The organism is Klebsiella sp. GG_Kp173, assembly GCF_040062415.1.
Taxonomy (GTDB): domain Bacteria; phylum Pseudomonadota; class Gammaproteobacteria; order Enterobacterales; family Enterobacteriaceae; genus Klebsiella; species Klebsiella quasipneumoniae.
In genome coordinates this window covers 104,612-119,831 of sequence record NZ_JBEAFZ010000086.1, presented here as the reverse complement: position 1 = coordinate 119,831, position 15,220 = coordinate 104,612, and the positions used below count along the sequence as shown (strand labels likewise).

Genomic DNA, 15,220 nt, shown 5'->3' with positions numbered 1-15,220 from the left:
TCGCCAGTGATAAGATAGTCCATCCGCGCGCGGTTGTACCTCCGGGGCCACACTTTCAGAATACAGTAATTAACGACCGCAGCGATTTCGTTAAACAGCAAGGCAATGGCTTTTATATTGTTAAGCATAAACTCAGCTTGTCAGTTTATTCTTCCCGCTCACTGAGGGAGAGAAATAATGGCACAACATAATTTTGAAAATGATAATAAATATCATCAGCGTTCTGAGCAGGCGCGAAGGAGTACCCTAATTAGCGTGGTGGTCAATATTTTTCTCTCCGCGTTGCAGATTGCGGTGGGAATATATTCTGGTTCCCAGGGGTTAATTGCCGATGGCATGCACTCTTTTTCCGATCTGCTCGCCGATGGCGTCGTGCTGGTGGCGAATAAAAAGAGTCGCCGACCGTCTGACCACGATCACCATTATGGCCACTGGCGTTATGAGAACGGCGCCTCTCTGGTCCTCGGCGCGATCCTGGTGCTGGTCGGGGTCGGTATGCTGTGGTCTGCCGCGGGTCATCTCGCGCAACCGCAGACGATTCCGCCGGTGCACAGCGTGGCGCTGTGGATGGCGCTGACGGCGCTGGTGGTCAAAGAGGGGCTGTTTCGCTATATGCTGGCGGCCGCCAGGCGGCTGAACTCCTCGCTGCTCATCGCCAACGCCTGGCATGCCCGCTCAGACGCCGCGTCATCCCTGGTGGTGGCGCTGGGGATTATCGGTAATCTGGCCGGGTTCGCCTGGTTCGACCCGCTCGCCGCGCTGGCGGTAGGGCTGGTGATTACGCGGATGGGCTATCGTTTCGCCGCCACCGCGCTGCACGATTTAATGGACCGCGCTGTCGATGAAGAGACGCAGCGGGCAATCGCCGGCACGCTGCGAGCCACGCCGGGCGTGGCGGGTCTGCACGATTTGAAAACCCGTAAGGCGGGGGATCTGGTGCTGGTGGATGTCCATCTCGAGGTAGCCGGAGAGCTGTCGGTCGCTGAAGGGCATCAGATTGCCCGGCAGGCGCGGGAGCGGGTCATGGCGCAGCATCCGGTGCTTAATGTGATGGTGCATCTCGATCCCTGCGCGGCGGTTGCCAGTTCGCCGGGGGAGGCAAACTGCCTGACGTCATAAGCGGAAAATAGACTGGCTCAGCGGTTATTTTATCCCTGAGCCATTATTCCTCGCCCCTTCCGCCCGCGCATTGATTGCCTGAACGATAAATAAGGCTCATACTGAGCCGGCCATTACCATCGCTAAATAATGGCGCAGATCTGCCCGTTGCAGTTAACGATAAAATAAACCAATCGGTTCATAGATAATCTCTATTCTTTATTTCGAGATAATGACCAGAGCGGTAATTCAGGAAGTCAGACAATGATCATTCGGCCAGAACAACACTGGTTTCTTCGCCTATTTGACTGGCACGGCTCCGTGCTGTCAAAAATCATCTTTCGTCTGCTGCTTAATGTGCTGATGTCCATCATCGCCATTATCAGCTATCAATGGTACGCGCAGCTGGGGATCCACTTAACGGTGGCGCCGTTCAGTCTGCTGGGCATCGCGATAGCGATTTTCCTCGGCTTTCGCAACAGCGCCAGCTACAGCCGCTTCGTCGAGGCGCGCAATCTGTGGGGGACGGTGCTTATCGCCGAACGCACCCTGGTGCGCCAGCTGCGCAATATCCTGCCGGCGGAACACGATGCCCATCAGCGCATCGTCAGCTATCTGGTGGCCTTCAGCTGGAGCCTGAAGCACCAGCTGCGCAAAACCGATCCGACGGCTGACCTGCGGCGGCTGCTGCCCGAGGAGAGGGTGACGGAGATCCTCGCCAGCTCGATGTCCACCAACCGGATCCTGCTGCTGGCCGGTAACGAAATTGGCCAGCTGCGCGAGGCGGGCAAGCTGAGCGACATCACCTACGGGCTGATGGACAATAAGCTCGATGAGCTGGCGCACGTGCTGGGCGGCTGCGAAAGGCTGGCCACCACCCCGGTGCCGTTCGCCTATACCCTGATCCTGCAGCGCACCGTGTACCTGTTCTGCACGCTGCTGCCGTTCGCCCTGGTCGGGGATCTGCACTACATGACGCCGTTTGTCTCGGTCTTTATCTCCTACACCTTTTTATCCTGGGATTCGCTGGCGGAAGAGCTGGAGGATCCTTTCGGCACCGCCGCCAACGACCTGCCGCTGAACGCGATGTGCAACACCATTGAGCGCAATCTGCTCGACATGACCGGTCAACATCCGCTGCCGGAGACGCTGCGTCCGGACCGTTACTTCAACCTGACCTGAACCCCTGCGCGCCGGGCAGTTTCCGCTGCCCGGTCATCACTTTCCCGTCCCCGCGTGACCCGCCGCGCAGAGGGCGGCGATAAAAGCAAAATTTGCAAATAAGTTAAATTTAACACCCGATAGATAACATCAATTATACAGATTTGTGGCGTATGTTATTATTCGGTTAACAAACGCAGTACCTACGCTTTCCCATCGTACTATCCTTGAGAAACAGCATTCTTATCAGGTGACGCCGCGCACACCACGCCTCGTCGCCGGGGTCGTCGCACGCTTTTTTTCGGCCGGCGGCGGCCAGAACAGAGCAGCAGGAGTAAAAAGATGACCAATAAAAGACGCGCGGTTCCCGGTGTTCACCCCTATGACGGTCCGGCAGGCGGGTGGGGCGCGCTGAAGGCCACGGCCATTGCCGTGCGTACCCAGATGGATGCCTTCGAGGCGCCCGCCACGCTGCTGCGAACTAACCAGCCGGATGGGTTTGACTGCCCGGGCTGCGCCTGGCCGGATAAAGAGCATAAATCCACTTTTCAGTTTTGCGAAAATGGCGCCAAAGCCGTTACCTGGGAGGCGACCACCAAACGGGTGACGCCAGCGTTCCTCGCGGCTAACACCGTGACCTCCCTGCTGGCGAAAAGCGATTTTGAACTGGAGGGCTATGGCCGCTTAACCCATCCTTTGGTCTACGACCGCGCCAGCGATACCCTGCGACCGGTGGCGTGGGAGGCGGCCTTCGCCCGTATCGGCGAGATCCTTCGCGGCCTGCAGCCAGATGAAGTTGAATTCTACACCTCCGGACGGGCCTCCAATGAAGCGGCGTGGCTGTTTCAGCTGTTTGCCCGCGAGTACGGCACCAATAACTTTCCCGACTGCTCTAACATGTGCCATGAATCCACCAGCGTGGGCCTGCCGCAGTCGATCGGCATTGGCAAAGGCACCGTCTCCCTCGATGATTTTGACCAGACCGAACTGGTGATCTCCATCGGCCATAATCCGGGCACCAACCATCCGCGGATGATGGGCACTCTGCATGAGCTTTCCCGCCGGGGTGTGCCGATTATCGTTTTTAACCCATTGCGTGAGCGGGCGCTGGAGCGTTTTGCCGACCCGCAGAACGTGATGGAGATGGCGACATATCGCTCGACGCCGATCGCGTCGACCTACTACCAGGTACGGGCCGGCGGCGACGCGGCGGCGCTGAAAGGGATCGCCAAAGCGCTGCTGCAGCTGGAGGAGGAGCAGGGCCAGGTGCTCGACCACGCGTTTATTGCGCAACATACCCAGGGGTTCAGCGCCTTCGCCGAGGATCTGCACGCCACCCGCTGGCAGGACATTGAGCAGGAGTCCGGTCTGACGCGCGAGTCGCTAACCCAGGTCGCGGTGGCTTACGCCAAATCCACGGCCACCATCGTCACCTACGGCATGGGCATCACCCAGCATAATAAAGGCACCTCCAACGTCCGGTTGATTGCCGACCTGCTGCTGATGCGCGGCAATATCGGCAAGCCGGGAGCCGGGATCTGCCCATTGCGCGGCCATTCAAACGTGCAGGGAAACCGCACCGTCGGGATCAGCGAAAAACCCACCGCGGCCTTCCTCGACAGCCTGCAGCGGGTGATGGGGATCGCGCCGCCGCGGCATCATGGTCACGATGCGGTGAAGGCGCTGGAGGCCATGATCGCTGGCGACGCCAAAGCCCTGATCTGCCTCGGGGGCAACTTCGCCGTGGCGATGCCGGATCACGAACGCGCTTTCCCGGCGATGCGCAACCTTGAGCTCAGCGTTCACGTCGGCACCAAGCTCAACCGCTCGCACCTGTTGACGGCGAAAGAGACCTTTATTCTGCCGTGTCTGGGCCGCACCGAGCTTGACCTGCAGGCCAGCGGCCGACAGTCGATCACCGTCGAGGATTCGATGTCGATGGTACATGCCTCCTCAGGCAAGCTTAAGCCCGCCTCGCCGACGCTGCGCTCGGAGCCGGCGATTGTCGCCGGTCTGGCGAAGGCCACTCTGCCGGCCAGCAAAGTCGACTGGCTGTATCTGGTGGAAGATTACGACCGCATTCGCGATCTGATCGAACAGACCATTCCGGGGTTCGAGGATTACAACCAGCGCATTCGCCACCCCGGGGGCTTTCGCATGCCGCTGCCGCCGACCGAGCGCATCTGGCCTACCGCCACCGGCAAAGCCATGTTCTCGGTTTTCAAAGGTGTGCATGAGAACGTGGTGGTGGAGGGCGAGGATGTGATGCGCTTAGTGACCCTGCGCAGCCACGACCAGTACAACACCACCATCTACGCTATGGATGACCGTTACCGCGGCGTTTTTGGCCGTCGTGACGTGCTGTTTATGAACGAGCAGGATATGGCCGCCCAGGGCCTGGAGCATGGCGATCGGGTGGATATCCACACCGCGCTGCCGGGCAGCGCGTTGACGCTCAGAGATATCACCGTGGTGGCCTACGGCATCGCGCCCGGCACCGTCGGCGCCTATTATCCGGAAGCCAATGTGCTGGTGCCCTTGAACTATCTGGATGAAGAGAGCGGTACGCCTTCCTATAAGTCAGTCCCTGTCCGCCTGACGCTGCGCTCGAAAGAGATCCGCCCGCTGGCCGGCGTGCGTTAAAGAAGCAGGGCGTTGGGCGGCGTCGCGCCGTCCTGCGCCCCGTCGCCCCTCCTGTCCTCGCTTGAATTTATCGGTGATGAAACTAACATTCTGGTAACCTGTGTGCGGCCCCGGGGGTGAACGGCGGGGTTCAAACGGGAAAGAGAATGGATATTAAGCAACTCAAGTATTTGATCGCGCTCGATCAGACGCGCCATTTTGGCCAGGCGGCGGCAGCCTGCCATATTACCCAGCCGACCCTCTCCATGCGCATTCGTAATCTGGAAGAGGAGCTGAACCTGACCCTTATCCAGCGCGGGCAGCGCTTTGAGGGTTTTACCCCGGAGGGGGAGCGAATCCTCGCGTGGGCGCGGGCGGTGCTTGCCGCCCATGACGGCCTGGCGGCGGAGGCGGCCATCTGTCGCGGGCAGATGGTCGGCCAGCTGCGGGTTGGTATGGTGCCACTGGCGAGCCTCAACCCGATGCAGCTGATTAAACCCCTCGCGGAGAAATACCCGGCGCTGCAGTTCAGCCTGCTGTCAATGACCTCGGAGCAGATTATCGATGGCGTCAGCCGCAACCAGCTGGACCTGGGGATCTGTTACCTGCAGCATCTGGATGAACGCCTGTTTAAGATCGCCCGGCTGCCGCAAACCCGGATGGGACTGCTGCACGATAAACGCCATTTCGACTTCAGCGCCGGGACGCCGGGCTGGGATACGCTGGCGGCGCTGCCCCTTGGCTTTCTGACCAAGGGAATGTACTACCGGGAATCCATTGAAATCAGCTTTAAGGCCAAAGGGCTAACCCCGACGTCTGTCTTTGAAAGCGATTCAACGTTTCAGATTATCCAGGCGGTGCAGGCGGGGATCTGCTGCGCCATTATGCCGCTTAACAACGGCCTCGAAGCACTAAGCGATAATCTTGAGATCCTGCCCATCGCCGAAAGCCAGGTCGATTCGCAGCTGGCGCTGATTATGCGCCAGCAGGAGCCGGTCTCGTCCCTGGCGGAAAAATGCTTCGCCGAGGCGCAGGGGATTTTTGGCTGAGGCCAGCCTCAGATATTCTCCAGTCGAATGCCCCGGGTTCTCGGGCCGAAGATCCCCACCGACAGCATCACCATCAGCATACTGACGACGATAAAGCTAATCACCCCCGGCGTGCCGGCATATTGCAGAATAATGCCGATCAGGATGCTGGTCACCGCCGTCGAGAGACGACTGAACGAGTAGCAGAAGCCGACGGCGCGGGCGCGAATATGGGTCGGGAAGACCTCGGCCTGGTAGGCGTGGTAGCTGATGGTCAGCCAGGCGTTGGACCAGGTGATCATAAACCCGCAGATCACCAGCAGGATAGGATTGTTTTGCAGCGCAAACAGGGTGCCGAAGATGACGGTCATCAGCGCGGAGAGTACGATCTGCCACTTGTTCTCAAAGCGATGCACGAAGCGGGTGCAGAACAGGCAGCCCAGCGGATAGGCGAGGGTGATAAAGAAGGCGTACAGCAGACTGTGGGTGATACTGGCCCCCTGACCGGAAAGCAGCGCTGGCAGCCAGTTGCCAAAGCCGAAGAAACCGATCGCCTGGAAGAAATTCATCACCATCAGCATCAGGGTGCGCTGCCGATACTGCGGCGCCCAGATTTCGCGGAAGGTGCCGCGTTTGACGACGCTCTGTGCCGCCTGCGCATGCTTCGGCGACGGCGTCAGGCCGCAGCGGGCTTCCATGGCGCACATCACCGCATGCGCCTCATCATGCCGCCCTTTGCTTTCCAGCCAGCGGGCTGACTCCGGCAGCTTTTTGCGGATAAACCAGATCGCCAGCGAGAACAGCGCACCGAAGATGATCACCCAGCGCCAGCCGCTGAGGCCGAAAAGGGTGGTTGGCACCAATATCCAGGACATCAGCGCTACCGCCGGAACCGACAAGAACTGAATAAAGAAGGCAAAGGCGAAGGCTTTATTGCGCAGGTGGGTAGGTACCCATTCGCTGAGGTAGGTGTCAATGGTCACCAGCTCAATGCCGAGGCCGATTCCCACCAGAAAGCGGAAGAAGATCACCCCTTCCGCACTGCTCTGGGTCGCCATCAGCAGCGAGAAAAAGCCGTACCAGGCGAGCGCCACCATAAAGGTCAGGCGGCGCCCCAGCTTGTCCGCCAGCGGCGCCAGCAGACTCGCGCCGATAAACAGCCCCATAAAGGTGGCGGAGGCAAAGGCCGCCTGATCGGCGATGCCAAAGATCCCCGCCGCGCCGGTGTGGAAAATACCCTCCGCCAGCAGGCCCGCGCTGATGTACCCGGTCTGGAACAAATCGTAGAGCTCAAAGAAGCCGCCGAGGGAGAGTAGGGTGATAAACGACCATAACCCGAAGGAGGCGGGCAGCGCGTCAATGCGTCCGGTTAAGCTGGCGTGCGGTTGTCCTGGCGAAGCATAGGGCGATTCGCCGAGAACCTGGGTGGTAGACATGGTGTTGTGTTCCTCAGGAAGAATGGTTTGCTTGCTAATGTTAAGTGATTGTTAATAGTTTTAAATTTTTAATCTTTAGCGTTAACGGCAATCTTTAGCGCAAGATCGCGCCATGCAGGGTAAAAGATGATATTCATGCTGATTTTCGCCGCACGCTGAGGGAAGAATTGAAGTAAATCACCGTGGGGGGCAATGTTCTCCGCCAGGCGATGTCGCGCTGCGCAGGGCCAGGCCCAGGGCCAGGGCCAGACAGAGTAAACGAATCCTCACTGGCGGCGTTTTCCCGCTTTACCCGCTATTGCGCCGGGCTATAATGTGCCCACTTTCATACAGGAGTCATGCGTTGGACAGTCATCCTTATTGTTATTCTCCGGCAAGTTAACGCGACTATTTTCGCTGCTTGCCGAACCGGCGGGCAGCAATCTTTGATTACCGGATTGCCTCCCTGAATGTAGTGATTCGCGACCGAACGCGAGAGGCATCGTTATGTTTCTGTTTCCCACCACCTTATTTCCTCCACCATCATCCGCCCGCTAATTGCCCGGCGCGGCTGAGCGCGACATCAATACATTTTTATTGCTTTCTGTTATCTGGAGGAAGGCGCGATGGTATTTCCTTATATGACACATTTACTCGCGGCAATGCTGCTGGGAGCGCTGATCGGCGCGGAAAGACAATGGCGGCAACGTATGGCCGGTTTGCGGACCAATGCGCTGGTGGCCACCGGCGCGGCGGTGTTTATTCTTAGCGCGATGTCGGCCTCGCCGGACAGCCCGGGGCGCATTGCGGCGCAGATCGTCTCCGGTATCGGCTTCCTTGGGGCGGGAGTGATTATGCGCGATGGCATGAACGTTCGCGGCCTCAATACCGCCGCCACCCTGTGGTGCTCGGCCGGTATCGGTGTCCTTTGCGGCCTGGGGCAGTTCTGGAACGCGACGGCGGCGACGCTGATTATTCTGTGCGCCAACATCCTGCTCCGCGAAGCGGCGCAGCGTATTCATGCCTTGCCGGGCGCCGGTGACGAAGAAAAACGCTATATCTTACGCGTCACCTGTTTGCGCGAGCATGAAAAGGCCGTGCGTCAGCTGCTGCTGAATATTGCTCAGCAGCAGAGGTTCACCCTGCAGGGATTACAGTCGGCGGCAGCAGACACGGCGGATCAGCTGGAGATTTGCGCGGAGCTGATTAGTCATAAGCAGCATCAGAAAACGCTGGCGCAGATTATGGCGCAAATGGGCGTTCAGCAGAACGTCACCTCGGTACACTGGCGCGTCGGAGAAGCGTAGAGACAGGCGGTGGGGCAGCGGAAACGGCCGCTGGCCGCGCGATTCGCCAACCCGTGGGAAAGCGGCTAGAATGGCCTCCTGCCGGAGGTTATAAGAATGTTAAATAATGGATGTGTGCCGTCGGAATCTGGCCAGACTATGACGACGGCTGATTTTCGCTTTACCCGCGTGATGGCCGAGCAGGCGGCGCGTGCCCGTCTGACGCTGGACGACGATCAGCTGTCGCTCATCGCTCGCCTGGACGCCCTGGGCCAGCAGCTGTTGTCCGCGCCCGGCACGCCGCAGGGACTGTACGTCTGGGGACGCACCGGGCGAGGGAAAAGCTATATTCTCGATCACTTTTTTGCCAGCCTGCCGCTTGCCGCCCGGCGTCGGGTCCATTTTCATCACTTCTTCCGCGAACTGCACCAGCGGCTGAATGCCCCCGGCGCGCCTGGCCTGCAGACGGTGATGATGCAGATGACCTCCGGCTGCCGCCTGCTGTGTTTCGACGAATTTCATCTTCACGACCCCGGCGACGCCATGCTGATGAAGGCGCTGCTGGAACACCTTTTTCAACGGGGCATCGTGCTGCTGGCTACCTCTAACTACCCGCCGGAGATGCTGCTGCCTAATCCGCTGTATCACGATCGCTTTTTACCGTCGATCGCGCTGATCCGCGCCCACCTGGCGGTCGTCGCGCTTAACGGCGAGGAGGATTATCGCGAACGGCATCTGAGCCAGGATAACGCCTTCTGCAGCGGGCGGCTATGGGTTAACCCGGGCGAATCACAGCGTCAGCTGTACGAGCTGCCCTCGCTGCCTGCCGAACCGGTCCCGCTGGAGGTAGGCTATCGCACGCTGCAGGCGGCCGCGGCGTCACCCGCCTTGCTCCATTTCTCTTTTGCCCAGCTCTGCCAGGCCGCCACGGCGGTGATGGACTATCTGGCGCTCAGCGAACGTTATGCCGTCTGGTTGCTGGACGAGGTGCCGCCGCTAGCCACGGTAGGGCCGGCGGCCCAGCAGCGCTTTATCAACGTGATTGATGTGTTGTATGAAAAGCAGATCCGCCTGCTGCTGGTAACCCGCTGCGACCTGGAGACGCTGGTGGCCGGGGTGGAACTGGAGGATATTCAGCGAACGCGGAGCCGCCTGCAACAGCTGCCGCGGGCGGTATAAAAAAAAGCCCCGGCGGGTGCCGGGGCGAGGGGATCACAGATCGAAGCGGTCGAGGTTCATCACCTTGGTCCAGGCGGCGACGAAGTCATGCACCAGCTTCTGCTGCCCGTCGGCGCAGGCGTACACTTCCGCCAGGGCGCGCAGGACCGAGTTGGAGCCAAACACCAGATCCACGCGGGTGGCGCTGTACTTCGCTTCGCCGGTTTTACGGTCGCTGCCGGTAAACAGCTCCGCCCGATCATCGGCCGGTTTCCAGACGGTGGCCATATCCAGCAGGTTGACGAAGAAGTCATTGCTGAGCACGCCGACGCGGTCGGTAAACACCCCGTGTTTGCTGCCGTCGTAGTTGGCGCCCAGCACGCGCAGTCCACCCACCAGAACCGTCATCTCCGGAGCGGTTAAGGTCAGCTGCTGCGCTTTATCGATCAGCAGCGTTTCCGTCGACACACCGCCCTCGATGCGACGGTAGTTGCGGAAGCCATCCGCCAGCGGCTGCAGCAGGTCAAACGACTCGACGTCGGTCTGCTCAGGCAGGGCGTCGACGCGGCCAGGGGTAAACGGCACGTTGACGCTGACGCCAGCCGCCGCCGCAGCCTGCTCAACGCCGACCACGCCAGCCAGCACGATGATATCGGCCAGCGACGCTTTGCCGGAGGCGCGCTGGATCGCCTGCAGGGTCGGCAGCACCCGGCTGGCGATAGCATTGACCGGCCAGTCTTTCTGCGGGGCCAGCGCCAGACGCGCGCCGTTGGCGCCGCCGCGCTTATCGCCGCCGCGGAAGGTGGAGGCAGAGGCCCAAGCCACCGAGACCAGCTCACTCACTGACAGGCCGGCGCCGGCGATGGCGGTTTTCAGGCTGGCGATGTCTTCCGCGCTCGGCTGATGGGTGGCCGCCGGCAGCGGATCCTGCCAAATCAGATCTTCTTTTGGCACTTCCGGCCCGAGGTAACGGGATTTAGGCCCCATATCGCGGTGGGTCAGCTTGAACCACGCCCGGGCGAAGGCCTCGTTAAAAGCCTGCGGGTCGTTGAGGAAGCGACGGGAGATCTTCTCAAACTCCGGGTCGAAGCGCAGGGTCAGGTCGGTGACCAGCATGGTCGGTTTGCGCTTTTTCCCCGGGTTAAACGGATCCGGGATAATTTCCGGGGCGTCTTTGGCTTCGAACTGGATAGCGCCCGCCGGGCTGCGGGTCTGCACCCATTCGTATTTGAACAGGTTCTCGAAAAAGTAGTTGCTCCACTGGGTGGGCGTCTGCGTCCAGACCACTTCCAGACCGGAGGTAATGGCATCCGCGCCTGCGCCGCTGCCGTAGCTGGAGTGCCAGCCCAGGCCCTGCGCTTCCAGCGGCGCGGCTTCCGGCTCGGCGCCGACGTGGCTGGTTTCTGCGGCGCCATGGGTTTTACCCAGCGTGTGGCCGCCGGCGATCAGCGCGACTATTTCTTCATCGTCCATCGCCATATTGCCGAAGGTGGCGCGAATGGCCGCGGCGGCGGACAGCGGCTCGCCGCTGGCGTTCGGTCCTTCCGGGTTAACGTAAATCAGCCCCATTTCGGTGGCGCCGATGGCCTGTTTCGCCAGGCTTTCCGGGTGACGGTGGGCCAGCCACTCTTTCTCATCGCCCCAGTCAACGTCCAGATCCGGTTCCCAGACATCTTCACGACCGGCGCCAAAACCGAAGGTGCGGAAGCCGGCGTTTTCCAGCGCCACGTTACCCGCCAGCATGTAAAGGTCGGCCCAGGAGATTTTCTGGCCATATTTCTGTTTCACCGGCCACAGCAGACGGCGGGCCTTATCTAGGCTGACGTTGTCAGGCCAAGAGTTCAGCGGCGCAAAGCGCTGCTGCCCACGACCCGCGCCGCCGCGACCGTCAACGGTGCGGTAGGTGCCGGCGCCGTGCCAGGCCATACGAATAAACAGACCGATATAGCTGCCCCAGTCTGCTGGCCACCACTCTTGCGAATCGGTCAGCAGCGCTCTGAGGTCAGCCTTCAGCGCGGAGTAATCGAGCTTTTTAAACTCTTCCCTGTAGTTAAAATCCTCACCCAACGGGTTGGAACGACTGGAGTGCTGGTTCAGCAGATCGACACGCAGCTGGTTAGGCCACCAGTCGCGGTTGCCGGTGCCGCTGCCGGCGCTCTGCTTGGGCGTCTCGGCGTGGAAAGGGCACTTTCCGGCGGATGCGTTGTTGGATGGGTCGTTAGACGTGCTCATATCAGGCTCCGTTTGCTTTTGTGAATGCCGTTACGATATACACTGCTACCAATAAGCGATATTTGAATGAGTCTACGGATTTAATAGCTAATTCCGTTCAACGAAGGGCGAAACACCCTCTTATATGACCTGGCGGTTCCAGGGGTAAAAAATACACCTCACCATTAACCATAGACGTAACGAGACGGCAAAGGAAACGATCTGCGTCAATCGGGCCGAAGGAATGCTAATTGTTTGAGATATGACAATTTTACTATGAGAAAAGGATGAGGGTTTTCCGCTGAGCGAGCGTAACGAATGCCCGGCGCAGGGGTTGTTGGCGGACACAGAATAAGCTAATACTTAGACACCATGTGACTGGCGCTAAAGACAGAATACTGTTGGGGAGCATGGTCGACGTCGCCGCGCGCCTGGGCATTACCGCTATCTGGAGATAAGTTATGCCTGAATTCGCTTCATTAATGGCCTTTGCCGCGGTGGCGCTGGGATTAGTGTTAACCCCCGGCCCCAATATGATGTATCTCACTTCGCGTTCGATTTGCCAGGGAAAACGCGCTGGCTTTATCTCCCTTGCCGGGGTTGCCGTGGGCTTTTTATTCTATATGCTGTGTGCCGCTTTCGGCATTACCGCGTTGGTTTTCGCGGTCCCTTATGCCTACGATGCCTTGCGTTTATGCGGGGTCGCTTATTTGCTCTATCTGGCGTGGCAGGCGATAAAACCAGGAGGGAGGCCGATATTCGCGGTGCGTGAATTACCTGCGGACAGTGGGCGTAAGCTGTTTCTGATGGGATTTATCACCAGCCTGGCGAACCCCAAAGTTGCTATCCTCTATTTGTCCCTGCTGCCGCAGTTTATCACCCCCGGACTCGGTAGCGTGCTCAGCCAGTCGTTAATGTTAGGCTGTACTCAGGTATTAATCAGTGTGGCGGTGAACGGCCTGATTATCTTGCTGGCCGGGCAGGTGGCGTTATTTCTTAGCCGGCGGCCGGGCTGGCAACAATTTCAACGCTGGCTGATGGCGACGGTACTGGCCGGAATGGCGGTTAAGATCGCTTTTGAGGCCAGAAAATAACCGGGTTTGTCGGGAAAAGGGAGGCCAGCGATATCCGTCGCTGGCTAACCTCGCACCCTGATGCCTTTCTGCCACAGAGAAAGGCTCTCCAGGCTCTAACATGCTGAAACATTTCTGCCAGATCATTAGCAACCTTTCAGTAGGGCTAACGCCGCGATAAGGCTATGCTTCCCGGCCGTTACGCCGTTGGCTTTTCCCGTGATCCAGGTGATGTACCGCTAATGCCCCTTTTGAGAGATGAAATTCGCGACCACTCCGCGGAAGAGATGCTGTTTATCCGCCGGGCCGCAATCGCCTTTCTGCTGGTGGTGGTCTGCTTTGGCGTGCTGATTTTCAACCTCTACCATCTGCAGGTGGAGCAGCACGATTTCTACCAGACCCGTTCCAACCAAAACGATATTAAAATGCTGCCCATCGCCCCCAGCCGCGGGCTGATATTCGATCGCAACGGCATACCGCTGGTGCAGAATATTACCCTGTATCGCCTGCAGGTGATCCCGAGCAAAATTCCCGATATGGCCGCGCTGCTGCAAACCCTGACGCCGATTGTCGACCTGACGCCGGACGACATCGCCAGCTTCCGCGACGATATGCACCACAGCAGCCGCTATAAAGCGGTTACCCTCAAGTCCGACCTCAGCGACGTGGAGGTGGCCCGCTTCGCGGTCAACGAATTCCGTTTCCCCGGGGTGACGGTGGAGAGCTATCAGCAGCGTGAATACCCTTACGGCGCAGAGCTGGCGCACGTGGTGGGCTATGTGTCGAAAATCAACGACAGCGACCTGCAGCGGCTGGCGAAAGATGGCGAAGAGGAGAACTATGCTGCCGACCACAATATTGGCAAGCAGGGGATCGAGGGCTATTACGAAAAAGCGCTCCACGGCACCACCGGCTACCAGGAGGTGGAGGTGGACAACCACGGCCGGGTGGTGCGTCTGTTGAAAGAAGTACCGCCGGTAGCCGGGAAAAACCTCTACCTGACCCTTGACCTGCACCTGCAGCAGTATATTGAGTCGGTGCTGAAGGGGCAGCGCGCGGCGGTGGTGGTGGTCGATCCCCGGGATGGCGGGGTGCTGGCGATGGTCTCCAGCCCCAGCTACGATCCTAACCCGTTCGTCAAAGGTATCGGCTATCAGGCCTATAAATCGCTGCTGGATAACCCGGACCGGCCGCTGATCAACCGCGTCACCCAGGGGCTGTATCCTCCGGCCTCGACGGTGAAGCCCTATATGGCGCTGTCGGCGCTCTCCGCCGGCGTGATCACGCCGAACACCACCTTCTTCGGGGCGCCGACGTGGACCCTGCCGGGCACGCAGCGTCGCTACCGCGACTGGCTGAAAACCGGCCACGGCATGCTCAACGTGACCAAAGCCATTGAAGAGTCGGCGGACACCTTTTTCTACCAGGTTGCCTTCGAGATGGGCATCGACCGGATCCATGAGTGGCTGAGCAAATTCGGCTACGGCCAGTCCACCGGCATCGATCTCAATGAGGAGTATAGCGGGGTGCTGCCCAGCCGGGAGTGGAAACAGCGAGTGCATAAAAAGCCCTGGTACCAGGGGGATACCATCTCCGTCGGTATCGGCCAGGGATACTGGATCGCCACCCCCATCCAGATGGTGAAAGCGCTCACCACGCTGCTGAACAACGGTAAGGTGCAGGACCCGCATCTGCTCTATTCGATGAAGCAGGGCAATCATGTGGAACGCTATCAGCAGCCGGCGAACCTGCCGCAGGTGGGCGATCCAAAATCCCCGTACTGGGGCATTGTGCGCAACGGCATGTACGGGATGGCGAATTTGCCCAACGGCACCGGCTACAAGCTGTTCCATACCGCGCCGTACCAGATTGCGGCGAAGTCCGGGACTTCGCAGGTGTTCAGTCTGAAGCAAAACCAGACCTATAACGCCAAAATGATCCCGGTGCGTCTGCGGGATCACATCTTCTATACGCTGTTTGCCCCTTATCAGCATCCGAAGGTGGCGATGGCGCTAATCCTGGAGAACGGCGGCGGGGATGGGGTGGTGGCCGGACCGACGGCGCGCGCCATTCTGGACCATATATTTGTCCCGCAGCAGGCGCCGGCGGCCGCAGCCGACGTGCCGCAGCGGGAGAGCGCGGACGCCCAGTAAGCGGCTGGACTTATT

General features: G+C 59.6%; 10 protein-coding genes and 1 riboswitch. Of the genes, 8 read left to right on the top strand and 2 right to left on the bottom strand.

The genetic code is table 11. From position 1 onward, the window contains the following. Positions 1-177 precede the first annotated feature (177 nt). The 4 genes from ABLU50_RS21335 to ABLU50_RS21320 all read left to right on the top strand — a co-directional run bounded on the left by ABLU50_RS21335 (position 178) and on the right by ABLU50_RS21320 (position 5,930). Positions 178-1,119 carry a cation diffusion facilitator family transporter gene (locus tag ABLU50_RS21335; RefSeq protein ID WP_060655881.1) on the top strand — a complete coding sequence of 314 codons (942 nt, stop codon included), beginning with the start codon at positions 178-180 and terminating at the stop codon, positions 1,117-1,119. A gap of 243 nt (positions 1,120-1,362) precedes the next feature. Continuing rightward, a complete protein-coding gene (locus ABLU50_RS21330) occupies positions 1,363-2,280 on the top strand; it encodes a bestrophin family ion channel (protein WP_060655880.1) in 918 nt (305 codons plus the stop codon). Between the two features lie 321 nt (positions 2,281-2,601). Beyond that, positions 2,602-4,902, top strand: coding sequence for an FdhF/YdeP family oxidoreductase (locus tag ABLU50_RS21325; RefSeq protein ID WP_087833062.1), 2,301 nt, complete (start codon positions 2,602-2,604; stop codon positions 4,900-4,902). 146 nt (positions 4,903-5,048) lie between these two features. Next, a complete protein-coding gene (locus ABLU50_RS21320) occupies positions 5,049-5,930 on the top strand; it encodes a LysR family transcriptional regulator (protein WP_023318340.1) in 882 nt (293 codons plus the stop codon). A gap of 8 nt (positions 5,931-5,938) precedes the next feature. On the opposite strand, the gene ABLU50_RS21315 is transcribed toward ABLU50_RS21320, so the two are convergent. Further along, entirely contained in the window at positions 5,939-7,345 is a 1,407-nt protein-coding gene (locus ABLU50_RS21315; protein WP_023318339.1) for an MFS transporter, read from the bottom strand. Positions 7,346-7,950: 605 nt separating this feature from the next. Between ABLU50_RS21315 and ABLU50_RS21310 the strand changes: the two genes are divergently transcribed. After that, the gene (locus tag ABLU50_RS21310; RefSeq protein WP_060655878.1) at positions 7,951-8,631 is read left to right on the top strand and encodes an MgtC family protein; all 681 of its coding nucleotides are present in this window, start codon (positions 7,951-7,953) and stop codon (positions 8,629-8,631) included. 96 nt (positions 8,632-8,727) lie between these two features. Beyond that, positions 8,728-9,789 (top strand): cell division protein ZapE, encoded by a 1,062-nt coding sequence (zapE, locus tag ABLU50_RS21305; RefSeq protein ID WP_032425868.1) that lies wholly within the window; start codon positions 8,728-8,730, stop codon positions 9,787-9,789. Positions 9,790-9,822: 33 nt separating this feature from the next. On the opposite strand, the gene katG is transcribed toward zapE, so the two are convergent. Continuing rightward, a complete protein-coding gene (gene katG / locus ABLU50_RS21300; protein WP_004202604.1) occupies positions 9,823-12,000 on the bottom strand; it encodes a catalase/peroxidase HPI in 2,178 nt (725 codons plus the stop codon). Positions 12,001-12,343: 343 nt separating this feature from the next. Beyond that, positions 12,344-12,423, top strand: a riboswitch (ZMP/ZTP riboswitch). A gap of 17 nt (positions 12,424-12,440) precedes the next feature. On the opposite strand from katG, the gene ABLU50_RS21295 reads away from it, so the two are divergent. Next, positions 12,441-13,073, top strand: a complete 633-nt coding sequence (locus ABLU50_RS21295; protein ID WP_060655877.1) for a LysE family translocator — start codon at positions 12,441-12,443, stop codon at positions 13,071-13,073. A 221-nt stretch (positions 13,074-13,294) separates the two neighbouring features. Beyond that, entirely contained in the window at positions 13,295-15,205 is a 1,911-nt protein-coding gene (gene mrdA, locus ABLU50_RS21290) for a penicillin-binding protein 2 (RefSeq protein WP_017900544.1), read from the top strand. Positions 15,206-15,220: the final 15 nt, after the last annotated feature.

Excerpts from the sequence above, each read along its gene's own strand:
- ABLU50_RS21335 (WP_060655881.1), top strand. The coding sequence starts at position 178 with ATGGCACAACATAATTTTGAAAATGATAATAAATATCATCAGCGTTCT.
- ABLU50_RS21330 (WP_060655880.1), top strand. The coding sequence starts at position 1,363 with ATGATCATTCGGCCAGAACAACACTGGTTTCTTCGCCTATTTGACTGG.
- ABLU50_RS21325 (WP_087833062.1), top strand. The coding sequence starts at position 2,602 with ATGACCAATAAAAGACGCGCGGTTCCCGGTGTTCACCCCTATGACGGT.
- ABLU50_RS21320 (WP_023318340.1), top strand. The coding sequence starts at position 5,049 with ATGGATATTAAGCAACTCAAGTATTTGATCGCGCTCGATCAGACGCGC.
- ABLU50_RS21315 (WP_023318339.1), bottom strand. The coding sequence starts at position 7,345 with ATGTCTACCACCCAGGTTCTCGGCGAATCGCCCTATGCTTCGCCAGGA.
- ABLU50_RS21310 (WP_060655878.1), top strand. The coding sequence starts at position 7,951 with ATGGTATTTCCTTATATGACACATTTACTCGCGGCAATGCTGCTGGGA.
- zapE (WP_032425868.1), top strand. The coding sequence starts at position 8,728 with ATGTTAAATAATGGATGTGTGCCGTCGGAATCTGGCCAGACTATGACG.
- katG (WP_004202604.1), bottom strand. The coding sequence starts at position 12,000 with ATGAGCACGTCTAACGACCCATCCAACAACGCATCCGCCGGAAAGTGC.
- ABLU50_RS21295 (WP_060655877.1), top strand. The coding sequence starts at position 12,441 with ATGCCTGAATTCGCTTCATTAATGGCCTTTGCCGCGGTGGCGCTGGGA.
- mrdA (WP_017900544.1), top strand. The coding sequence starts at position 13,295 with ATGCCCCTTTTGAGAGATGAAATTCGCGACCACTCCGCGGAAGAGATG.